This window comes from Candidatus Eisenbacteria bacterium, assembly GCA_030017955.1.
Lineage (GTDB): Bacteria > Eisenbacteria > RBG-16-71-46 > JASEGR01 > JASEGR01 > JASEGR01.
In genome coordinates, this window is the sequence record JASEGR010000127.1 from 1 (window position 1) to 4,757 (window position 4,757).

Sequence of the window (4,757 nt, forward strand, 5' to 3'; positions counted from 1 at the left end):
AGCGAAAAGAACGTCGAGAGCACAAGGGGCGAGTTGATGCGATTGCGGCCGCCATCATGTTGCAGAGCTTTTTGGATAGCCGGAAGCGGTCACTGAGTTGCTGACATGACTTTCCCTGAGCGGCAGACTGTGTAAAAACTCGAAACCTTCTCACGTGATGTTCGTCTAAGTGAGAAATTTTGTCTCTCACACTCTATATTAGGATGATGATGGACCACATTACTGGCACACCACGAGAACAGATCACTCTCTTTCCAGATGCAATTGAGGATTACATCAACGACGAGAATCTTATTCGCTTCATTGACGCGTTTGTTGATACCCTCGATCTCGCAACGCTTGGATTTCAGAAAGTGCAACTCGCTGACACTGGCACTCCTCCCTATTGGCCAGGCGACTTATTGAAACTGTATCTTTACGGCTATCTGAATCGCGTTCGCTCCAGCAGACGGCTCGAACGAGAAACCCACCGCAACGTCGAAGTGATGTGGTTACTCAAAAAGCTTACCCCGGACCATAAGACCATCAGTGACTTTCGTAAAGACAACCCGACGGCCATACGCGGTGTGTGCCGCCAGTTTGTTGTTTTGTGCCAAACGATGGACCTCTTCGGCGGTGATCTTGTTGCCGTTGATGGAAGCAAGTTCCGCGCTTCAAACTCCAAGAAACGAAACTTTACTACGAAGAAACTGAAAGAACGCCTCCAACAGATCGATGCCAGCATTGGTGAGTATTTGAAAACCTTGGAAACCAATGACCAGCAAGAAGCTCCCCTTCCTCTCCACGATGCTCAGGCGTTGCAGCAGAAGATCGCCACTCTCAACGAACGACGCCAGCACTATGAAACACTGCTTCAACAATTGGAGGATAGCGGCGAAACGCAAGTCTCTCTCAGCGACCCTGATGCCCGTCAGATGGTCGGTGGTGGCAAAGCAGAGATCTCTTACAATGTCCAAACTGTCGTAGATCAGAAACACAAATTGATTGTTGAACACGACGTCACCAACGACATCAATGACCGCTATCAGTTAGCCCCTATGGCGCAGCGAGCTAAAGAAACGTTGGGGACCGAGACCCTAGAAGTGCTGGCTGATAAAGGGTATGCCACACCCACTGAGATCAAGAAATGCGAAGATCAAGGGATCGTTCCCTATGTTCCCATCCCCGAGACGACAGAGAAAAGGAAAACGAACATCCCCACGCCCGACTATTATCATTCACAGTTTCACTATGACAAAGAACGTGATGTCTACCTCTGCCCCCAGCATCAGGAATTGACCTTGCTGCACAAAACATGGCATCGAGAGCATTGGACCACTGTCTACGGAACGCCCGCGTGTCGTGAGTGTCCGGTCAAGAATCAGTGTACTATCAACAAACGAGGACGACGGATCTACCGCTCAGAGCATGAAGAAGTGATGGAACGTTTGCGCGAGAGAATCTCGCAGAACCCAGAAAAACTGGCCAAGCGAAAGTGTTTGAGTGAACACCCCTTTGGCACCCTGAAGCACGGGTGGAATCAAGGTTACTTTCTGCTACGCGGACTTCCCAAGGTGCGTACAGAAGCAAGCTTGAGTGTGCTTGCCTACAATATACGACGGGCCATAACCGTCCTCGGTGTTCCTGCATTGGTACAGCACCTCTTCTTCTCAGGGTAAGCAGCGCTGGGCCTTCCAAACAATTACATCGGTGACACCAGAACAAAGTTCAATAATCAACAGAAGCACAAATAATCTTCTCTTGAAATCTTAACTAAGAACACTTCAAAGTTCAAAAACTGAACCGAACGTTGGTTCGAGCAATGGCATCGTTTCCCTAAAAAGCACAAACCAACTTCTTACACAGTCTGACGGGCAAAGAAAGTGACAACAGGTTTCTGAGCATACTGCTTGGTGAAGTGTCGAGCTAATGTCAATAGTTGTGTAAACTTTTTTTTAGGCGGCCTTCCGTAATAGAGTGCGTTGAGCGTGTTTGATGGTGTCAATGGTTTCAGGCACCAGCTTGTATCCATGGATTTTGTGTAACCGTTGTTCCTGTGTTGTCAACAGCTTGAAGACCAGGAAGAGTGCCGACTTCCTGCTGGGGATCCTCCTGGCAGCATCGGTACGAAGCTTGACGGCATTAAACATCGATTCGACCACGTTGGTGGACTTGATACTGCGCCAGTGACTTTTCGGGAAGTCAAAATACGTGAACAGCTGATCGCCAGCTTCGTTGAGAGACCTGACGGCCTCCGGGTAAGGCTTCTCGTAGCGAGCGATGAATGCTCGTTTGAGTGTCAACGCCTGCTCCCGGGATTTGGCGTTGTACATCTCTTGGAGAGCCTGAAGAACCTCATCGTGAAGCTTGGCAGGGACCTTGTCCAGGACATTGCGCATCTTGTGCAGAAAGCATCGTTGCTGTCGGCTCAAGGGGAAGACGTCGCGCATGGCTTTGCGCAAGCCCTCCAGTCCGTCGGCAATCATCAACCCGACCCAGCGTACACCTCGTTTGCGTATATCGCGGAGGACATCGCGCCATGACTGGTAGCTCTCACGGAAGCCTTCCTCAATGGCCAGCAGTTCCTTTTCTCCTTTGCGATTCAGGCCAACAACAACCAGCACGGCCAAGCTTTCAGCTCGTGGACCAGCTTTCGGATAGACCCCGTCGGCCCAGACGTAGAGGTACTCTGCCTGCAGACGGCGCTCCTTCCACTGCCGGTACTCATCCTCCCACTGCCGCTTCAATCGTACGATGGTCGATCCAGACAGTGGTGCGTTCTCTCCCAAGAGCACATGCAAAGCGTCCTGAAAATCTCCCGTGGCAAGCCCATGCAGATACAATTGGGGAAGAACCTCACCAATCTCCCGTGTATGCCGTTGATACCGCCCGACAATCTGCGACTCAAATGGCTCGCGCAGACGCCGTAAGCGCACCGGGAATGTCCCCATGCCAGATGTCAATGAACGTTCCTTGTGATATCCGTTCCGATACTGCTTGTTGTTCTGGTCTGCGTGATGCTCGTAGCGTTTGCGGCCAAGAACATCGTCTATCTCTGCATCGACAAGCTGGGGAATCCACTCACTCAAATGATCAAGGATCAAATCCCGTAAGGTCAGTTGAACCGGACCTTGGTCTAGACTTGCTTGTTCAGTCTGTTTCGTATATCTTTCCATTGGCGTATCCTCCTTAGGTTTTGTTGAGTTTGTGAAAACCACTCTAAGGTACGGATGCGCCGCTTTGTTTTCTACCCTTTCATTCGAGGGTACAGAATTTACACAACATTAGAAGATAGCTCGCTCTCCCTTGACCGCATATCGATCCAGTTCGGAGGTCGCGTCCTATTCAAAGACCTCTCCTGCGTCATCAGTCCGCACGACCGGATTGGACTTGTCGGAGCCAACGGAACTGGGAAAACCACGCTGCTGAAAATCATCAGCGGCCAGATTGCCCACGATTCCGGCACGTTGAGCAAAGCAAAGTATGTAACCGTGGGGTATTTGCCACAAGATGGGATTGCTGCCGCCGGGAAGACTCTCTATAAAGAAGCTGAATCAGCGTTTGAGGACGTTTTGGAAGTCCAGCGGGAATTGGAAGAAGCCCAGGCAAACCTCGGGGCTCTCGATCCAGAGAGTCCGGAGTACAAAGAGACGCTCGAGATCTATGGCGAGCTTCAGCATAAGCTGGAGGATCTCGATGCGTTTCGGATGAGATCGAAGGTCGAGCGTGTGCTGATGGGGTTGGGGTTCTCCGTCGAGGACTTCGAGCGGAGGACGGAAGAATTCAGCGGCGGCTGGCAAATGCGGATTGAACTCGCCAAGCTGCTCCTGCGGGAGCCGTCGCTGTTGCTGCTGGACGAGCCAACGAACCACCTGGATCTCGAATCGCTCCAATGGCTCGAGGAATATCTCCAGAATTACCACGGAGCCGTCATTCTCGTCTCCCACGATCGTGCGTTCCTCGATAATCTCTGCGCCAAGATCTTTGCGCTGAGCCTCGGCAAGATGGAAAACTATGCCGGCAACTACACTTTCTATGAACAAGAGCGGCAGAAACGCCGAGAGCTGCAACTGAGCGCCTACAAGAACCAGCAGGAACAAATCAAGCACACTCGGCAGTTCATCGACCGGTTCCGCTACCAAGCGACGAAGGCACGTCAGGTCCAGAGCCGCATCAAGCAGCTCGAAAAGATGGATCTCATCGAGATAGGGCCTGAGGAAGAGGGGATATATTTCGAGTTCCCTCAGCCCCGTCCGAGCGGACGGGTTGTTATCGAGCTCAGAGGAGTGACGAAGAGCTATGGAGCCAAGAACATATTCGAGCGTTTGGACTACAAGATCGAACGTGGGGATTGCATTGCCATCGTCGGTGTGAACGGTGCGGGGAAATCGACGCTTTCGCGAATCCTCGCTGGAGTTGAGCCCTTCAACGCCGGGGAGCGTATCCTCGGCCACAACGTCACGCTCTCGTATTTTGGACAGCATCAGGCGGAGGAGCTTGATCCTTCAAAAGAAGCGCTGCAAATCGTTGACGAAGTTGCTGAGGGGGAAATCAGAAAGAAGCTGCGTACACTTCTCGGTTCATTTCTTTTTCATGGCGATGACGTGTTCAAGCGTGTCTCGGTTCTCTCCGGCGGCGAGAAGAGCCGTCTCGCCTTGGCGAAGATGTTGCTTCAGCCTTCCAACTTCCTCGTCATGGACGAGCCCACAAATCACCTCGATATGACATCGAAAAAGGTGCTCCAGGAGGCGCTTGCGCGCTACGAAGGAACATATCTT

General features: G+C 51.7%; 3 protein-coding genes. 2 read left to right on the top strand and 1 reads right to left on the bottom strand.

Features of this window, described 5'->3' with window-relative positions:
- Positions 1–209: 209 nt before the first annotated feature.
- Complete coding sequence (locus QME66_12660; GenBank protein MDI6809807.1) at positions 210–1,658, top strand: IS1182 family transposase; 1,449 nt, start codon at positions 210–212, stop codon at positions 1,656–1,658.
- Positions 1,659–1,934: 276 nt separating this feature from the next.
- Here the strand turns inward: QME66_12660 and QME66_12665 are convergent, their stop codons facing one another.
- Entirely contained in the window at positions 1,935–3,155 is a 1,221-nt protein-coding gene (locus QME66_12665; protein ID MDI6809808.1) for an IS256 family transposase, read from the bottom strand.
- A 54-nt stretch (positions 3,156–3,209) separates the two neighbouring features.
- Between QME66_12665 and QME66_12670 the strand changes: the two genes are divergently transcribed.
- A partial coding sequence (locus tag QME66_12670; protein MDI6809809.1) for an ABC-F family ATP-binding cassette domain-containing protein occupies positions 3,210–4,757 on the top strand: 1,548 nt, incomplete at its 3' end.